The 16,934-nt window shown below is 59.7% G+C and carries 12 protein-coding genes and 1 tRNA gene; 2 read left to right on the top strand and 11 right to left on the bottom strand.

Annotated features, from left to right (window positions below):
• Positions 1-55: 55 nt before the first annotated feature.
• From pqqA to YA0848_RS13055, 5 genes are all read right to left on the bottom strand, one after another.
• Positions 56-130: a pyrroloquinoline quinone precursor peptide PqqA gene (pqqA, locus tag YA0848_RS13075; RefSeq protein ID WP_003194766.1), complete on the bottom strand. Its 75-nt coding sequence runs from the start codon at positions 128-130 to the stop codon at positions 56-58.
• Positions 131-304: 174 nt separating this feature from the next.
• Complete coding sequence (gene pqqF, locus YA0848_RS13070; protein ID WP_184316195.1) at positions 305-2,659, bottom strand: pyrroloquinoline quinone biosynthesis protein PqqF; 2,355 nt, start codon at positions 2,657-2,659, stop codon at positions 305-307.
• Between the two features lie 48 nt (positions 2,660-2,707).
• A complete protein-coding gene (locus tag YA0848_RS13065) occupies positions 2,708-3,505 on the bottom strand; it encodes a carbon-nitrogen hydrolase family protein (RefSeq protein ID WP_034101091.1) in 798 nt (265 codons plus the stop codon).
• A gap of 11 nt (positions 3,506-3,516) precedes the next feature.
• Positions 3,517-5,199 carry a flavin monoamine oxidase family protein gene (locus YA0848_RS13060; protein WP_034101758.1) on the bottom strand — a complete coding sequence of 561 codons (1,683 nt, stop codon included), beginning with the start codon at positions 5,197-5,199 and terminating at the stop codon, positions 3,517-3,519.
• A 167-nt stretch (positions 5,200-5,366) separates the two neighbouring features.
• Positions 5,367-5,813, bottom strand: a complete 447-nt coding sequence (locus YA0848_RS13055) for an Lrp/AsnC family transcriptional regulator (RefSeq protein ID WP_034115283.1) — start codon at positions 5,811-5,813, stop codon at positions 5,367-5,369.
• Positions 5,814-6,056: 243 nt separating this feature from the next.
• Between YA0848_RS13055 and YA0848_RS13050 the strand changes: the two genes are divergently transcribed.
• Positions 6,057-6,482, top strand: a complete 426-nt coding sequence (locus tag YA0848_RS13050; RefSeq protein WP_094064214.1) for a VOC family protein — start codon at positions 6,057-6,059, stop codon at positions 6,480-6,482.
• 102 nt (positions 6,483-6,584) lie between these two features.
• On the opposite strand, the gene YA0848_RS13045 is transcribed toward YA0848_RS13050, so the two are convergent.
• The 5 genes from YA0848_RS13045 to rpsU all read right to left on the bottom strand — a co-directional run bounded on the left by YA0848_RS13045 (position 6,585) and on the right by rpsU (position 15,091).
• Positions 6,585-6,661 (bottom strand) — tRNA-Ile (locus tag YA0848_RS13045).
• A 15-nt stretch (positions 6,662-6,676) separates the two neighbouring features.
• On the bottom strand, positions 6,677-10,420 hold the full coding sequence (locus tag YA0848_RS13040) for a bifunctional diguanylate cyclase/phosphodiesterase (protein ID WP_169903062.1): 3,744 nt from the start codon (positions 10,418-10,420) through the stop codon (positions 6,677-6,679).
• Between the two features lie 121 nt (positions 10,421-10,541).
• Positions 10,542-12,392 carry an RNA polymerase sigma factor RpoD gene (gene rpoD, locus YA0848_RS13035; protein WP_034101087.1) on the bottom strand — a complete coding sequence of 617 codons (1,851 nt, stop codon included), beginning with the start codon at positions 12,390-12,392 and terminating at the stop codon, positions 10,542-10,544.
• Positions 12,393-12,459: 67 nt separating this feature from the next.
• A complete protein-coding gene (dnaG, locus tag YA0848_RS13030) occupies positions 12,460-14,433 on the bottom strand; it encodes a DNA primase (protein WP_034101086.1) in 1,974 nt (657 codons plus the stop codon).
• A gap of 442 nt (positions 14,434-14,875) precedes the next feature.
• Entirely contained in the window at positions 14,876-15,091 is a 216-nt protein-coding gene (gene rpsU / locus YA0848_RS13025) for a 30S ribosomal protein S21 (protein WP_002551877.1), read from the bottom strand.
• 202 nt (positions 15,092-15,293) lie between these two features.
• Between rpsU and tsaD the strand changes: the two genes are divergently transcribed.
• On the top strand, positions 15,294-16,319 hold the full coding sequence (gene tsaD / locus YA0848_RS13020; RefSeq protein WP_040267147.1) for a tRNA (adenosine(37)-N6)-threonylcarbamoyltransferase complex transferase subunit TsaD: 1,026 nt from the start codon (positions 15,294-15,296) through the stop codon (positions 16,317-16,319).
• A gap of 19 nt (positions 16,320-16,338) precedes the next feature.
• Here tsaD and plsY read toward each other — a convergent pair whose 3' ends face one another.
• The gene (plsY, locus tag YA0848_RS13015; protein ID WP_034101082.1) at positions 16,339-16,908 is read right to left on the bottom strand and encodes a glycerol-3-phosphate 1-O-acyltransferase PlsY; all 570 of its coding nucleotides are present in this window, start codon (positions 16,906-16,908) and stop codon (positions 16,339-16,341) included.
• Between the last annotated feature and the right edge of the window lie 26 nt (positions 16,909-16,934).

Below are 16,934 nucleotides of genomic sequence, written 5' to 3'. Positions count from 1 at the left end.
AAAGCTCAAAACAAAAACGCCCCGGGCGAACCGAGGCGTTGTAATACCCAGCGGATTAACGGCTGGCGAAGTACATGGTGACTTCGAAACCGATGCGCAGATCAGTGTAAGCAGGTTTGGACCAGGTCATATTCTTACTCCTACGAAGGGATGGGACGTTTACTACCAAGTAATACATATAGTCCACCTCCTGTCGGAGATGTTCAGATGCGTGCGTGGGAATGTTACTTAATTCTTTTCAAGTTAGCGCTGTCTTGGTGGAAAAAGGCTGTTACAGGGGCGGCAATGATCAGTTATTGAGAGGTCAAGCGTTCGCTGTGTGTGGGCCGTTGGCCACGCAGTGCCAGCCACCAGCGGCGTGGTTCAGCTGCTGAGCGGCGCGCTGCAGGTCTGCGTGCGTGCAGTCACGGATATGTCGTTGAAGCAGCGCGAGATAATCCGACGGATGGCCCGCCAGGTGCGAGTGCCAAATCAGTTGCGACGCCTGTGCGGTGGGGAGGGTATCGACAGCGAACTGCTGCGCCAGGGCCGCGTTGCCCAAGTCGGTGTCGTCTTCGATCAGCTCAGGCAGCTGCTCCAGGAAACTGTGCAGCTGCTGCACAATTTCATCCAGCGACAGATGGGGCGATTGCACGCCAAACAACAGGCCGGTCTGCCCGCTGATCTGTCGGATACCACTGAACACGGCGTAGCCGATCTGCTGTTCCACCCGCAGGCGTTGGTAAAACGGCCCCTGGACCCGATGAGCGAGCAGGCGCCACGCGGCTTCATCCGCCAGGGAAGGGCTGGGTGTCGGACAGAACAGCAGCAGGGCTGCTTCGCTGGCGTCAGTGTTGACCTCATGCCATACGCGTTGGCCTTTGAGGTCTCGGGTGTGGCGTTCAATGCTCGTCGGTTGCCCCGGCAGTCGCGCGGCCGCTGTCTTTATCAGCGCCTCGCACGCCGGCGGCAAACCTACTCCCAGCCCATGCCAACGCGCGGTGTTCCAGGACACGGTGTCATGTGCATCTGCGGCCGTGGTCTCTGCGCAGCAGGCGGGCAGCGCTTTAAGCAGCGTACGAATGGCGAGCAGCGGCGGCGTGGTGTCGGGTGTTTCCTGTGCTTGCGTCAGATTTTGCGCTAACGCTTCAAGTACCGTCGGCATGAGCGCGTGAAGCCCGACCAGACTGACCCGCCAATCATGGCCGATCGTTTCAACGGTCAACTCAAGCCCCGCTTGGCGAGCGTTTTCGCTCAAAGCATGCAGCGCACCTTCCAGCCCGGACGGCGCGCGCGAGTCAAATCGCCAGTTCAAGTACAGCGCACCTTCCTGGCTGTCTATGGGTAGGGCCTGGCTGAAGGTCAGCGCGGCTGCATCCCTACGGCCCCGCGAGCGGTCCTGGGCAAAGGTGCGCAAGCCGCGATGGGCGCTGGTCTGGCCACGAATCAAGCCGGCGCGTTGGTCTTTGACCGGTGGGCGCAGGAAGGGGTTGTGGGGGGGCAGTTGCCATAAGTGCCGAGCGCATGGCAGGTGCAGTGAATCCAGCAGCGTGCGCAGCGCGGTGATGTCCTGATCCGACAGGGCTTCGCGGTCGTTGCGGGCCAGGGCCAATGCGCCCTGGACCTGCCGCTGGCGCGCGGTCAATCGGGCGAACTCTTCGCGCAGTGACGTCCAATCACTGTGTGCGAAAAAGCCCAGCCAGTCGTGCAGCAACGCTTCAACCTGAGCTGCCGGCTCGCCTGGCTGGCTGAGCGTAACGTCGATGTCCAACAGCGCCTGCCCGGCGAAGTGATAGAGCACGCTGGCGTGCAACGCGGTGGCCAGGCCTTGGGCTTGCAGTTCGGCCAATAGGCCGCCGGGCGCTGGGTTGTTGAGCCAGGTACACAGGAACTCCAGGGCTTCACGTGGTGCGTTGCAGGCGATGACGTGGTGCAGATGCTGCCCTGCGACATGGCGATAACCCTGGGGCTGGCTTTGCATCAGGGCTGGTGGTGCCACCTGTGGTTGTCCGGAACCGGGGACGATGATTTCGCCGAAGCGGTGCGCCAGGGCTTGGAGTTGATCCAGCGACTGGGGACCGGCCAGGCTCAGTGTCATCTGCCCGCTCTGATAGAACTGCGCGTGAAATGTCCTCAAGCCTTGCTGAAAGGCCTCGGTTTCCACCGGCAGGCTGTCCCGGTTGCCGGCATGGAAGTCGCGCAGCGGATGACCGTTCGCCACACCTTCGAGCAAGGCCACTTGCTGCTGGGCCTTGGCGTCTTGGGACCAGGCCACGAACTCCGCTTGCAGCACTTCGCGCTCCCGTAGCTGATCGTCCAGTGCCAGGCGTGGGCGCGCCAGCATATCCGCCAACCGCTCCAGCCCTTGTGCAACGTTCGACACCGGCAGTTCGAAGAAAAATTCGGTGGTGCGTTCACGGGTGCTGGCGTTGACCTGTCCGCCATGCTGCTGCACGTAGGTCATCAGCCCTTCGCCTGTCGGAAAGCGCTCAGTCCCCAGGAACAACAGGTGTTCCAGAAAGTGCGCCAACCCCGGCCACGCCAAGGGCGCATCATGGCTACCGGCGGCCACCCGCACCACAGCGGCGCAGCGCTTTAAATGGGGTGCAGCGTGCAGGGTGACACGCAGGCCGTTGGCCAGAGTCAGGGTGGCAGGGTGAGGGTAGGCCGGGGCGGGCATGGGCACTTCCAAAGCGTGGGAAGCGCTCATGCTAGCAAACCTGCGGGATCAGGGCTTGTGCAGCGTGCCGTACAGCTCGGGGCGACGGTCCTGCAAATAGTCATTGGCCATGCGCGCGTTGAGGATTGCCTGGTGATCCAGGGTGCCGACAATCAAGGCCTCATCCAGACCTGCGAGGGCGATGCGCTCGCCATTCGGTGCTGCCAGGCTGCTCTGCCCGCAATAGTGAATGTCCTCTTCGTTCCCGCAGTAGTTGGCGTAAGCCACGTAGCACTGGTTCTCGAAGGCCCGCGCTCGCACGGTTACGTCGGCGACGAAATCGAACGGCACCATATTCGCGGTGGGCACCAGAATCAGTTCGGCGCCGGCCAGGGCCAGGCGCCGGGTGTTTTCCGGGAACTCCAAGTCGTAACAGATCAGCATCCCGAGCCTCCAGCCGTTGAGTTCCACCAGCGGGAAATCATCGTCCCCGGCACTGAACATCGAGTGGTCCAGATCGCCGAACAAATGAGTCTTGCGGTAATTGCACAGGCGCTGACCGTTGGCGTCGATCAGTTGCACGGCGTTGTAGATCTGCCCGTCATTGGCCCGTTCCGGGTAGCCATACAGGATGGCCAGGCCGGCGTTTTGCGCCAGCTTGGCAATCGCTTGCGCCGAGTCCCCGTCCGGCGCTTCGGCCAGCGCCCCGGCGGCTTTGGCCCCGATGTTATAGCCGGTCAGAAACATCTCCGGCAGCACCAGCACATCGGCGCTGCCGGACGCCTCGTGCGCCACGGTGTGCAAGCGTTTGAGGTTCGCGGCCACATCCAGCGGCAGCGGTGGGCATTGGTAGATCGCGACACGCATGGCCTGGCTCCTTAATCGGCGAGGGCGATTGGTCCGATCTCGTCGAACACATCACCTGGCCCCGGGTTTTCGGGGTGAGTGCGACCGCCAAAGTGATTCATGATGCCCCATACGGCATTCAGTGAGGTTTGTACCGCGCCTTCCACCCACGCGGGTGTCCAGGACACGTCGTCCCCGGCGATGAAGATCCCGCGTTGTTCGGCAGGCATGTCCTTTTGCATAAAATGCGCATACATGCGCTGGTTATAACGATAGTGCCCAGGCAGCGCGCCTTTGAAGGCACCGAGGAAATGCGGGTCGGCCTCCCAGGACACGGTGATCGGGTCGCCGATGATGCGCGCCTTGATGTCGACTTTCGGGTAGATCTTGCTCAACGCGTCCAGGGCCAGTTTCACCCGTTTATCGATGGGCTGCGGCAGCATCTTCAGCGCATCGCTCATCCACGAGTAGGACAGGCAGATCACCCCAGGCTTGTCGTCGCCATTGTCGAACAGGTAAGTGCCCCGGGTCAGACGGTCGGTGAGGGTCATGCTCATCAGGTCACGGCCGGTTTCCGGATCTTTGTCCTTCCAGAACGGGCGGTCGACCATCACGAAGGTTTTCGAGGACTGCATGTAGCGAGTGCGGTCCAGTGCCATCCACATCTTTTGCGAGAACAGGGTTTCATCGCACTCGATCTGGGTGGTCAGCAGCCAGCTCTGGCAGGTGGTCAGCACGGCAGCGTATTCGCGGGTGTCGCCGTAGGTGTCGGTGACGGCAAAGCGGCCATTGGCGGCGTGGGCGATACGCTTGACCCCAGCCCGTGGCGCGCCACGGTGCAGTGTGCTGAGGCTGGTGCCGGCCGGCCAGTGGGCGCAACGTTCCGGCACATGGCGCCAGATGCCCATGGGCACCTGGGCCACGCCGCCGACCACCAGGTGCTGGTGGTCGTCGCAGTTGGTCATCACCACGCGGAATATCTCCAACATCGAGTTGGGGAAGTCCGAGTCCCAGCCTCCGGTGCCGAAACCGACCTGGCCGAACACTTCGCGGTGGTGAAACGACAGTTTGGCGAAGGCTTTGGAAGTGGCGACAAAATCATAAAACGTGCGGTCGTCCCACAACGGCACCAGCTTGTTCCACAGGGCCTTGAGGCGCGGTACGTCGCGGTCGCGGATGGCCTGCTGGATATCGCCGAACTGCGAACCGGCCTCCAGCGCATCGGCCCAGGCGTCAGCCACTTCCTGGAACAGGGCCGGCAGATCCGACAATTTTTGTGCGTAGTGGGTCTGACCTTCAAGGTCGATCACGGTACTGCCGGAGGCGGGTGTCAGTGGGTTGGGGAACGGTTTGGTGTCCAGACCCAGTTTGTCTACATAGTGGTAGAACGCGGTGGACGACACCGGGAAGCGCATGCCGCCGAGTTCGGCAATGATGCCTTCGGCCCCTTCAAACGCCTGGGAACGCAAGCGGCCGCCCATTTTCGAGGCTTCATACACCACCGGTTTGAGGCCCAGCTTCATCAGCTCGTAAGCCGCAACCAGCCCGGCGATGCCGGCGCCGACGATCGCCACTTCGGCGCCATGGTGTTCGGCGGGAATGCTGCCCAGGCCGGCCGGATGTTCAATCCAGTCATCGAATGCAAACGGAAAGTCCGGGCCAAAGATGGTGATGGGTTTTTTGCCGTCGGCAGGGTGGCGATTGGTCTTGCTGATGGTGCTGGACGGAATGCTCATGGCTGACCTTACTGACGGCTTGGCGGGACGCGACCCGCTGAGTATAGGAAAAGATGGCAGCCAGTTTAGGGACGGTTGTGATCGTTAATAAGACGCAATGTGTCGTCGGATTGGATTGATTTTAGTCAATATGACGAGATGATTAGTCAAATTGGCTGGCCGCGATCCAATTTGTTACTGAGGATGATCGACGTGGTGGTTTTCTCCACACCGTCGACGCTGCCGATCTGGTCCAGCAGTTGGTCCAACTGTTCCGGCGAATCGGTGCGCAACCACGCCACATAATCGAACTCGCCGCTCACCGCGCACAGCTGTTGCACCTGAGCCATGGCACTGAGCCTGCGCAGTACTTCTTTACCGGAGCGCGGCTGTACGGTGATGCCAACATAGGCCTGCAGGCCGCCATCGACCACGCGCTGGCCCAGGCGCACGCCATAACCGGTGATCACTTGGGTTTTCTCCAGGCGCGCCAGGCGCGAGGTGACCGTGGTGCGCGCGATGCCCAGTTGGCGGGCCAGCATGGCCACGCTTTCGCGGGCATTGATCTGCAGCGCGGCGATCAGTTGGCGATCGATTTCATCCAGGACAGACAAGGGCAGAACTCCAGTGAAGGCGGCGATGGGCGGGCATGTTACAGGCTTGCGCCGGCCAGCAAGTAGCCTGGTGGCCGCAAAGGTGCCATGGCGAGAGACCGAGACGAGGGCTGCGATTCGCGCAGCTTCGGCCCCTTAAATCATCGAAATTATTTGAGCTCGGCGCGAAAACTATCGTCTTTTCATCGGCGGGAGCAAGGCTAAACTCCCAGGCATTCAAAAATCCAAAAGAGGGTTGACCTGATGGCACTCGCTCCTTTTCACCTGGCAATTCCTGTATTCGATCTGGCGGCCGCGCGGTACTTCTACCGTGAGGTCTTCGGCCTGGAGGAAGGGCGTTCCAGCGAACACTGGGTCGACTTCAACTTCTTCGGCCATCAACTGGTGATCCACGAACACCCGCAGACCGCGTCCCAGCAAGCGGCGCACACTAACGCAGTCGATGGCCACGACGTGCCCGTGCCGCATTTTGGTGTGGTGTTGGGGTGGGAAGACTGGCATGCCCTGGCCGAGCGCCTGCAAGCCAGGCAGACGAAGTTCGTGCTGGAACCGCATATTCGCTTCAAGGGGCAGGTGGGGGAGCAGGCCACGTTGTTCCTGTTTGATCCGTGCGGGAATGCACTGGAATTCAAGGCGTTCAAAGATATTGGGCAGTTGTTTGCCAAGTGAGCTATGGACGTTTTGTGGACGGTGTCAGGCTTTTTGAGATTATTGGCTGCTATTTATCAAACGCCAGAAACGCGAAAGCCGCGCAATGCGCGGCTTTGGAGTTGGTGGGCCCACACGGACTTGAACCGTGGACCAAAGGATTATGAGTCCTCTGCTCTGACCAACTGAGCTATAGGCCCTTAACAGGTCGCGGATTATAGCGATGGTTTCCTCGCTGTGCTATCCGAAAAATCCTCAACTGTCATACGAAGGAACGTGGCGGCAAAAAGCTCCGGCGGCAAAGGCAGGCTGACGATGTAGCCTTGCATCTGTTCGCAGCCTTCGTCGGCAAGGAAGGCTTGTTGTGCGGGGTTTTCCACGCCTTCGGCAATGATGGTGAATTGCATGCTGTGGCCCAGGGCGATGATGGCGCGCACGATGGCAACGTCGTGGGGGTCATCGGGCAGGCCGCGGACGAAGGATTGGTCGATCTTAAGGAAGTCCAGCGGCAAGCGTTTGAGGTAGCTGAGGGAGGAATACCCAGTGCCGAAGTCGTCGATCGCCAGTTGGACGCCCAAACGTTTGAGTTCGTGCAGCACATCGAGGGCTTCTTCGGCCTGGCTCATGATGAAGTTCTCGGTGATCTCCAGTTGCAGGCAGCCGGGCTCCAGGCGGTAGTCGTGCAGCAGTTGTTCGATGCGCGGCAGCAGGTTGGGATGACGCAACTGTGCGCCGGCGAGGTTAACCGACAGCGGGCCGAAATCGTCGAACGTGCCTTGCCAGGCGTGAAGTTGGCGGCAGGCTTGTTCCAGCACCCAGTCGCCGATCTGCAGGATCATGCCGTTCTCTTCGGCAAGCGGAATGAAGTGTTCGGGCGGCACGTCGCCAAAGGTGGGGTGGTGCCAGCGGATCAAGGCTTCGGCGCCGATCAGGGCGTGGGTCTTCAGGCAGAGTTTGGGTTGGTAATAGAGGCTGCACTCATTGCGTTCGATGGCGCGGCGCAGCTCATGTTCCAAGGCTACGCGCTCCTTGGCTTGAACCGTGAGGTCGCGGGTATAGCACTCGACACGATTACGCCCCTTGGCCTTGGAGCGGTACATCGCGGCATCGGCGTTCTTGACCAGAGTGGCGACGTCGGTGCCGTCCTGGGGATAGAGGCTGGTGCCGATGCTGGCGCTGATAAAGAACTCATGCTCGCCGGCCTGAAACGGCGGCGTGAAGCACGCCAGCAGTTTATTGGCCAAGTGCTCGGCATCGCCTTCATGTTGCAGGCCGGGTAACAGGATGATGAATTCGTCGCCGCCCAGACGCGCGACGGTGTCGATGTCGCGCAGTTGCTCCTTGAGGCGCAGCGCGATGCCTTTAAGCAGCAGGTCGCCGACAGGGTGGCCGAGGCTGTCATTGATGTGCTTGAAGCGGTCGAGGTCGAGGAACAGCACAGCGCCTTGTTTGCCAGTTTGCTGATGGCCGTTGAGCGCGGCTTGTAGCCGGTTTTCAAACAGCGTGCGATTCGGCAGGCCGGTAAGGGGGTCATGATGAGCTTGGTAGTCGAGTCGGGCCTGGGCCAGTTTGAGGCTGGAGATATCGGCGAACACCGCCACGAAGTGAGTGACGACATTCTCGCGGTTACGCACGGCGCTGATGGTCAACCAACTGGGGTACAGCTCGCTGCTCTTGCGCCGGTTGGAAATCTCGCCCTGCCAATGGCCGTGAGAGGTCAACTGATGCCACATCGCCGCATAGAAGGCACTGTCATGCAGACCGGAGGCCAGCAAGCGTGGTGTTTGGCCAAGTGCTTCGGCCTCGCTGTAGCCGGTGATCTCGCTGAAGGCGCGGTTGACGGCGATGATGTTCTGCCGAGTGTCGGTAATCAGTACGCCTTCAGCGGTGCTCTCGAACACAGTGGCGGCCTGCTGCAGCTTTTCTTGCATCAGCTGGCGTTCAGTGATGTCCCGGGCAATGGTGAGCATGCAGGCCTCGTCGCCAATGGGTAGCGGGCGGCTGGACAATTCGCACAGACGTATCAGGCCGTCGGCACGGCGGATATGACAGATGAAATCGCGCACAAACCCGTCGCGGCGCATCAGTTCCAACAGGTGTTTGCGTTCATTGAGGTCGACCCAGATGCCCAGCTCCAAGGCGGTCTGATCGATGGACGTGGCGGCGGTGAAGCCGGTGAGGCGACTGAAACCTTCGTTGAACTCAATCAGCAGCCCGTCGCGCTGGCGGCTGAGCAGCAAGCCATCGGGCGAGGCATGAAAGGCCTTGGCGAATTTCTCCTCGGAGGTTTGCAGCTGTTGCTGGGTTTCCTTGAGCTGGGTGATGTCGCGCACCACCACGACGATGGCTTCCACCATGTCGAGCTGGAATGGCTCCGCGGAAATCAGCCCGGTGAAGGCTTGGCCGTTGCTGCGTCGAAAGGACATTTCCAGATTGCGAATGCTGGTGGTCTGCACCCGATGCAGCAAGTCGGGCCCTGCGTCGTCGATGCCCCAAATGTTCAATTCAGTGGCGGTTTTACCCAGTACTTGAGCAGCGCTTAAGCCGATCTGGTCTTCAAACGCTTTATTGACCTCTAGCAGGCAACCATCGCTGAAACGGGCGATTACTAATATGTCCGGGCATTGTTGGAACACCGAAGCGAACTTCTGCTCGGACAGCTGCAGCGCCTCTTCGGTGCGCTTGGCTTCGCTGATATCAATCATCAAGCCGCGCAGGACGGGCTCATGGCCGTGTTCGATCAGGCTAACGATGTCGCGTACCCACAGGCAGCGGCCGTCGGCAGTGATTACGCGGTAGTCAACGCTGTGATCGCGCTTGGCGCGGGTTTCACGGTGGCAATAGGCTTCGGTGCGGGTCAGATCGGCGGGGTGGATGATGTTGCGCCAGAACCCTGGAATCAGCCAATGCGCGCGGGGATAGCCCAGCAGTTCCTCGGCGTGGGGGGACACATAGCTGTAGGTAAAATCAGCGATGCTGGCTTCCCAGGCAATGGCCGACAAACTCTCCACCAGGCTGCGGTAGTGGTATTCGCTACTGCGCAGTTCTTGTTCAAGCGCGACGCGGCGGGAAATCTCCGAGCTGAGCCGGCGATTGATCCGAATCGCGATGATCAATACGGCGCTCATCAACAGCAGTGCGGGCAGGCCGTATAGCAGCAGATCGTTCCAGAAAGTGCGGTTATCCGAGAAATTACCCACCCAGTGTTGCTGGATCGCGCTGGTTTCGTCGGGGCTCAGGTCCGCCAGCACTTTGTCGAGGATGCTGACCAGTATCTTGTCGTTCCGTGGCACCCCCATCGCCAGTTGATAGCGGTAGGGCGTTTCGCCGCTGACGTATAAGCCTTCGAGTTTAAGTTCGCGCAGGCTCCAGACACTTGAGGCCAGGTCGCTGACTACGGCGTCCACCTTTCCGGTGGCCAGCGCCTGGAGCGTGGAGCTGACATTGGGCAAGGCGACCAGATTGAGATCGGGATGATGGGTACGCAGTAATTCATGGGGGGCGTAGTTTTCCACTACGGCAATTTTTAACCCATAGAGCTCCTTGAGCGTGCGCGGGCGCGTTCCACCTTCGTGGGCAAGGATGACCATCGGAAAGTCGATGTAAGGTCGAGTGAAGGCCAGGTAGTTCTGGCGCTCCGGTGTGGACATGACGCCCGGTATGAGATCGAGTTGACTGTTTCGAGCCTGCTCCAACACCTGGCCCCAGCTCGCCGGCTCGATCAGTTTAATCTTGATGCCCAGGCGATCCTGAATCAGGCGCACATAGTCCGCAGCCAGGCCCTGGTAGTGGCCATTCTCGTCACGATATTCGAAGGGAGGCCACGAAGTGTCCACCCCCAAGCGCAGCTCCTGATGGTCCGCCAACCAGCCACGCTCATCTTCAGTGAGAGTCAACGCGCCAGCCGTTGCGGTCCAGGTCAGCAGCGACAGCAGTATCACGGTCGGCAAACTGGGCATAACGGTCTCGTTATGGCACGGGGAATGTTTCGAGTGTAGACGGGCATTTCTCAGGAGGGGTGAAGCGGGGATTTTTATCTGGGCAAAACAAAACCCCCGGCCTGGGCCGGGGGTTCTGGTATCACTCGTCGAGGAAGGAGCGTAGATGCTCGCTTCGCGTCGGGTGGCGCAACTTGCGCAACGCCTTGGCTTCGATTTGACGGATCCGCTCGCGGGTCACGTCAAACTGCTTACCGACTTCCTCAAGGGTGTGGTCGGTATTCATGTCGATGCCGAAACGCATGCGCAGTACCTTGGCTTCACGGGCAGTGAGGCCGGACAGTACATCGCGAGTCGCTTCTTTAAGGCTCTCAACGGTGGCGACATCGATTGGCGACTGCATGGTCGAGTCTTCGATGAAGTCACCCAGGTGGGAGTCTTCGTCATCACCAATCGGGGTTTCCATGGAGATCGGCTCTTTAGCGATCTTCAATACCTTGCGGATTTTATCCTCAGGCATTTCCATGCGTTCGCCCAGCTCTTCCGGGGTCGGTTCGCGACCCATTTCCTGCAGCATCTGCCGGGAAATACGGTTGAGCTTGTTGATGGTCTCGATCATGTGCACCGGAATACGGATGGTGCGGGCCTGGTCGGCGATCGAGCGAGTGATCGCCTGACGGATCCACCAGGTGGCATAAGTCGAGAACTTGTAGCCGCGACGGTATTCGAACTTGTCCACAGCCTTCATCAAGCCGATGTTGCCTTCCTGGATCAGGTCGAGGAATTGCAGGCCACGGTTGGTGTACTTCTTGGCGATGGAGATCACCAGACGCAAGTTGGCTTCAACCATCTCTTTCTTCGCGCGGCGGGCCTTGGCCTCACCGATCGACATGCGACGGTTGATGTCCTTGATCTCGGCAATCGTCAGACCGGTTTCGGCCTCAAGCGCGCTCAGCTTCTGCTGGCAACGAATGATGTCCGGTTGCAGGCGACCGATGGCTTCAGCGTACTTCGCTTTGCCTTTGGCCAGTGCGTCGGTCCAGCTTTCGTCCACTTCGTTGCCCGGGAACTGGCGCAGGAAGTCTGTACGCGGCATGCGTGCATCACGAACACAGAGCTGCATAATTGCACGCTCTTGTGCACGCAGGCGCTCAAGAGCGCTGCGAACGCGTTCAACCAAGCCTTCGAATTGCTTCGGTACCAGCTTGATCGGCATGAACAGCTCAGCCAGTGCCAGCAGCTCGGCAATGGCCTGCTTGTTGGCGCGACCGTGCTTTTTCAGGGCCTTGCGGGTGATTTCCATTTGATCGGAAACCGCACCGAAGCGCTGGGCAGCGATGATCGGGTCCGGACCGCTTTCGACTTCTTCTTCATCGTCGCTGCTGGCTTCAGCATCGTCGTCATCGGAATCGTCGTCGGCTTTCGCGGCTTTCGCATCGACAGGCGGTGGCACTTCGGCGGCAGGCGGCGCAATGCCGTCATCCGGGTCGATGTAACCGCTCAGGACGTCGGAGAGGCGGCCACCTTCGGTGGTCACACGGGTGTACTCGGAGAGAATGTGGTCAACCGTGCCTGGGAAGTGCGCGATTGCGCCCATCACTTCACGGATGCCCTCTTCGATACGTTTGGCGATTTCAATTTCGCCTTCACGTGTCAGCAGCTCGACCGTACCCATTTCACGCATATACATGCGCACAGGGTCCGTCGTGCGACCGATATCGGTCTCCACCGCAGCCAACGCGGCGGCAGCTTCTTCAGCGGCGGCTTCGTCGGTATCGGCGTCGGCCAGCATAAGGGAATCCTTATCTGGCGCAGTTTCGAATACGTTGATCCCCATGTCGTTAATCATGCGGATGATGTCTTCCACCTGCTCTGGATCTGAAATATCCTCAGGCAGGTGGTCGTTGACCTCCGCGTAAGTCAGGTAACCCTGCTCACGACCCAGTGTGATCAACTCTTTGATACGAGACTGCTGTTGCGCTTTTCCGGACATAACACCCTATCCACTGAAGGTCTTGGCGGGCAAAAAACAAGCCGAGGATTATACCCGAGCTATGACCTCACACGCCAGCTGAGGTCGGGTTTGATGCGGAAACATTCTGTTTTAAGAGGTCGCGCATCTGTTTTGCTATCTGAATTTGCTCTTCAGCCGATAATCCAGGCTGCCTTGCTCTCTTGATAAGTTCATCGAGGGTCTGCGTATGCTGACCCGCGGATAACCTAGTAATGGTGTCTAAAAACTGTTGTTCAAGGTTATCGCCGTCAATTAGCCACTCCTTTTCCGCGAGCGCTTTCAACAGTCGGCCTTGTTCGGTGCCATGCCAACGAGCCATCAGCTGAATGGAGTTTAGCTTAGGATTTTTCTGCATCGCCTCGATCAGTGCGATCAGTACCTGGGCGTAAGTGTTGCTCTCGTTGGCAAAATGATCCGCACTTTCAACCTTGCCCGCCAATTGCGGGTGGTGAATTAGTGTGCGCAGGGCAATCAGCGTTGGCGCTTCTACAGCGACCGGGGTGCGCGGGGCATATGCCTCATCGCGATCACCGCGTTTACCGTTCTTGTTCCAGGGTTTCTTGTTGTCCCACTTCTTGCCGCCGGCGCCGGGTTTTTTTGGTATCCATTCCTGCTGCGGGGCATATGCCTCCTGCTGTGGATGGAAGTCGGCATAGTCAGGCATGGCGTCATAGTCCATGCCGGGGTCGTAGGCGGGCGGGGTATCCTGCGGTGCGTTATGGACCAGTTGGCTCACGGCTTCGCCGCTGAGTCCGGTGATTTCCAAAAGGCGCTGGCGCATCAAGGTGCGCAGGTTAGCGCCGGGCACTTTGTCGATCAGCGGCGCTGCGAGGGTGGCCATGTGGGCCTTGCCTTCGAGGGAGCGCGGGTCGGCTTCTTCAGTCAGTTGTTGGAAGAAATAGTCCGCCAGCGGCTGCGCGTGTTGATTGATGCGTGCGCGGAAGGCGTCGGTGCCTTCGGAACGCACCAGGGTGTCCGGGTCTTCGCCTTCGGGCAAGAACAGGAAGCGTGCGCGTCGGCCATCTTGCAGGCTCGACAGTGTGGCTTCGAGTGCGCGCCAAGCCGCATTGCGGCCAGCCTGATCGCCATCGAAGCAGAACAATACGCTGGGCACCACGCGAAACAGGCGTTTCATGTGCTCTTCGCTGGTGGCGGTACCCAAGGTGGCGACGGCGTTGCGCAGGCCTTGTTGGGCGAGGGCGATTACGTCCATGTAACCTTCAACCACGATGATTTCGTCAAGGTTGCGGTTGTTTTTGCGCGCCTCGAACAGCCCGTACAACTCCTGGCCTTTGTGGAAGACCGGCGTTTCCGGGGAGTTCAGGTACTTGGGTTTATCGTCGCCGAGTACGCGGCCACCGAAAGCGATGATCCGTCCGCGGCTGTCGCGGATCGGGAACATCACTCGATCGCGAAAACGGTCATAGCGCTTGCCGGTCTCGGCGTTTTCCACCAGTAGGCCGGCGTCAATCATGGCTTTCTGTTGCAGGGTGTCGCTGCTCAGGTGTTTGTACAGGTTGTCCCACCCCGGTGGGGCGAAGCCAAGCCCGAAGTCGCGGGCGATTTCACCGGTGAGGCCGCGCCCCTTGAGGTAGTCAACGGCCGCTTTACGCTGTGGGTGGCTTTTAAGCGCCTGACGATAAAAGTCGGCAGCGGCCGTCAGCAGCGGGTACAGCGGCGAATCGGTGGGCTGTCGCGGTTTGTGCGGGCGGCCACTTTCTTCGCGGGGGATTTCCATGCCGGCGGCTTTGGCCAGCTCCTCGACGGCCTGGGGGAAGTCCAGGTTGTCGTGGTCCATGATAAAGCCGAGGGCATTGCCGCCTGCGCCGCAGCCGAAGCAGTAGTAGAACTGCTTGTCGGGGCTGACGCTGAAGGATGGGGTCTTTTCTTTGTGAAATGGGCAGCAGGCGGTGTAGTTCTTGCCGGCTTTCTTCATTTGCAGGCGCGAGCTGACAACATCGACGATGTCGGTGCGGTTCAGAAGGTCGTCAATAAAGCTCTGGGGAATTAGCCCGGCCATGGCGTTCTCGTCATCACTGCGTGTAAATGAGGGCCCATGAAGTATTCAAGCGCACGTCAGGTGGCTTGATCATCAATTCTCTGCTTGGACTGTCAGGAAGTGTATCTGCCGAACATTCGCTGATGTTAGTGTCTATCAGTCTTCGGCTTGGAAATGTCGCCCAGGCATCCGGTCTTGGCCAATGGTGGCCTCGGAAGCTCGGTGATGGGCACAGCCGACACGGTCGATCGCCTGTTTATAAAAATAAGTGTGCTCGTCAGTAGCCTTGTTAGGCTCGTCAGAAGAGACGTGCACCGCTGGCAGAAGAGCCAGTCCTGACGTGTGAAGCAGTGTCTCGGTCGCATGTGCGGCGTCGACGATGAAGCATCAAGCGTTATCCGCAAATGCCATTAGCCCGGCTGAGGGCCGGGCTTGGCAGAAGCTTGCTACGATCGTCTGTGTATTAGTACAGACGAACGGCGCGGCGCTGTTCGCGCTGAACTTTCTTGGCGTGACGCTTAACAGCGGCTGCTGCTTTACGCTTACGCTCAGAAGTTGGCTTCTCGTAAAATTCGCGGCTACGAACTTCAGCCAGTACACCGGCTTTTTCGCAGGAGCGCTTGAAACGACGCAGAGCTACGTCGAAGGGTTCGTTCTCTTTAACTTTGACGGCTGGCATCCAGAGCTACCTTCTTTCATTACCGGGATCAACGTTCTCGTCGCAAACAATTCACGGCTGAGGTCGTCGGTTTTTAAGGGTTGCGGATGTTAACCCCTCATTGCCCGGAATGCAAAGCCTCTGATCGAAAACCGCTAGTCGGGAAGTGGAGCGGCGACTATTATGCGCGCCTTCGAATTCAGCCTCTACAAGGCGCAAACCCATGCTAGTACTGGGACTTGAAACCTCCTGCGACGAAACCGGTGTCGCACTTTACGACAGTGAACGCGGGCTTTTGGCCGACGCACTGTTCAGTCAGATCGACTTGCATCGTGCCTATGGCGGCGTGGTGCCGGAACTTGCCAGTCGTGATCACGTCAAGCGCATGCTGCCGCTGATTCGCCAGGTGTTGGCCGAGGCCGGTTGTGTGCCGACCGAGATTGACGCGATTGCCTACACCGCCGGCCCTGGATTGGTCGGAGCCCTGCTGGTTGGGGCCTCTTGCGCCCAGGCATTGGCTTTCGCCTGGGGCATTCCGGCCCTCGGAGTGCACCATATGGAAGGCCATTTATTGGCCCCGATGCTGGAAAAAACACCGCCACAGTTCCCGTTCGTCGCTTTGTTGGTATCCGGCGGTCATACGCAGCTGGTTCAGGTGGACGGCATCGGCCAATACACCCTCCTCGGCGAGTCCTTGGATGATGCGGCCGGCGAAGCTTTCGACAAGACCGCCAAGATGATGGGCCTCAATTATCCCGGTGGACCGGAAATCGCCCGCCTCGCCGAAAAGGGCGTCGCCGGTCGCTACACGTTCCCGCGGCCCATGTGCGATCGCCCGGGCCTGATGTTCAGCTTCAGCGGCTTGAAAACCTCCGCGCTCAATACCTGGCAGCAAAGCATCAGCGCCGGGGACGACAGCGAACAAGTCCGTTGCGACATCGCGCTGGCGTTCCAGCAGGCCGTGGTGGAGACTTTGACCATCAAGTGCAAGCGCGCCCTCAAGCAAGCGGGCATGAAACGTCTGGTGATCGCCGGCGGCGTCAGCGCCAACAAGGCGTTGCGCAGTTCTCTGGAAAAAATGCTCGGCGATATGAAGGGCGATGTGTTCTACGCCCGCCCTGAATTCTGCACCGATAATGGCGCGATGATTGCCTATGCCGGTTGCCAGCGTTTGCAGGCGGGGCAGCATGAAAGCCTGGCGATCAGCGTGCAGGCGCGCTGGCCGATGGAGCAGTTGTCGCCTTTGTAACGGGGGTGTGAACCGGTATTTAAAAATGCCGTTCGCGCCCAGCAAACAGGTCGCGTAAATTGCCGCGATGGCGCCAGACGATCAGCAGCGTCAACACGCTCATCGGTAATAGCGCCGCCGGTTCCTGCCAGGCCAGCAACGGCAAGGTCAGGGGCGTGGCGATCAGCGCTGCCAGCGAGCTGGTGCGGGTCAGGTAGAACGTCAGCAGCCAGGCCAGTACGGCCAGTAGCGCCGCCGGCGGGTAGATCCCCAGCAGCATGCCGGCCGCCGTAGCGACACCTTTGCCGCCGCGAAAGCGAAAGTACAAGGGAAACAGATGGCCGAGTACGGCACATACGCCCACCCAGGCCTGTTGTTGCAGGGTCAGGCCGGCAAGGCTGGCGATCAGCACGGGCAACAGGCCTTTGCACACATCGCCTAGTAATGTCAGGACCGCAAGTTTTTTGCCGGCCAGACGCAGCATATTGGTAGCGCCGGCATTGCCGGAGCCACCCATTCGCGGATCGGGATTTCCCGTCAGGCGGCTGAGCAAAATGGCGAAGGACAGCGAGCCGAGCAGGTAGGCGAGAATCGCCAGTGACCAAAACATGCTAACTATTCCGGGCGAGGACGCCC

The organism is Pseudomonas sp. S4_EA_1b, from assembly GCF_016307435.1.
In the GTDB taxonomy this organism is placed as follows: Bacteria; Pseudomonadota; Gammaproteobacteria; order Pseudomonadales; family Pseudomonadaceae; genus Aquipseudomonas; species Aquipseudomonas rhodesiae.
Note: the sequence above shows the minus strand (reverse complement) of the source record. Positions and strands in the feature narration are given on the sequence as shown.

Coding starts and splice junctions, on each gene's coding strand:
- YA0848_RS13065 (WP_034101091.1), bottom strand. CDS start 3,505: ATGCGTGTCGCGATCTACCAATGCCCACCGCTGCCGCTGGATGTGGCC.
- YA0848_RS13040 (WP_169903062.1), bottom strand. CDS start 10,420: ATGCCCAGTTTGCCGACCGTGATACTGCTGTCGCTGCTGACCTGGACC.
- tsaD (WP_040267147.1), top strand. CDS start 15,294: ATGCTAGTACTGGGACTTGAAACCTCCTGCGACGAAACCGGTGTCGCA.
- YA0848_RS13050 (WP_094064214.1), top strand. CDS start 6,057: ATGGCACTCGCTCCTTTTCACCTGGCAATTCCTGTATTCGATCTGGCG.
- dnaG (WP_034101086.1), bottom strand. CDS start 14,433: ATGGCCGGGCTAATTCCCCAGAGCTTTATTGACGACCTTCTGAACCGC.
- pqqF (WP_184316195.1), bottom strand. CDS start 2,659: ATGCCCGCCCCGGCCTACCCTCACCCTGCCACCCTGACTCTGGCCAAC.
- rpoD (WP_034101087.1), bottom strand. CDS start 12,392: ATGTCCGGAAAAGCGCAACAGCAGTCTCGTATCAAAGAGTTGATCACA.
- plsY (WP_034101082.1), bottom strand. CDS start 16,908: ATGTTTTGGTCACTGGCGATTCTCGCCTACCTGCTCGGCTCGCTGTCC.
- rpsU (WP_002551877.1), bottom strand. CDS start 15,091: ATGCCAGCCGTCAAAGTTAAAGAGAACGAACCCTTCGACGTAGCTCTG.